Below are 349 nucleotides of genomic sequence, written 5' to 3' on the forward strand. Positions count from 1 at the left end.
AATAGCGGTAGGCCGAAATAAAGAAAGAGAATGTAATATAAATAGCTGGAGAGATATTGTGGCGGTCACGGCAGGTGACTGGCATACAGTTGGTCTTAAATTGGATGGAACGGTGACGGCAGTAGGTAATAATCGATATGGCCAATGCAATGTAAGCGAATGGAGGGGTATTGTGGCGTTGGCAGCTGGTTATCTTCATACTGTTGGTTTGAAATCGGATGGCATAGTGATGGCGGTGGGTAATAATAAACTTGGTCAATGCGATGTAGGCAGTTGGAGAGATATTGTGGCAGTATCTGCAGGGAGTAATCATACAATCGCTCTTAAATCAGATGGTACTGTGGCGGCA

1 pseudogene is annotated in these 349 nt (G+C 44.7%); it reads left to right on the forward strand.

The window, feature by feature from the left end:
• Window positions 1–349 (forward strand): annotated as a pseudogene (locus MR113_RS27570) (chromosome condensation regulator); the annotation flags it as partial.

It is taken from the genome of Bacillus cereus group sp. BfR-BA-01379, from assembly GCF_022663605.1.
Classification (GTDB): Bacteria; Bacillota; Bacilli; order Bacillales; family Bacillaceae_G; genus Bacillus_A; species Bacillus_A mobilis.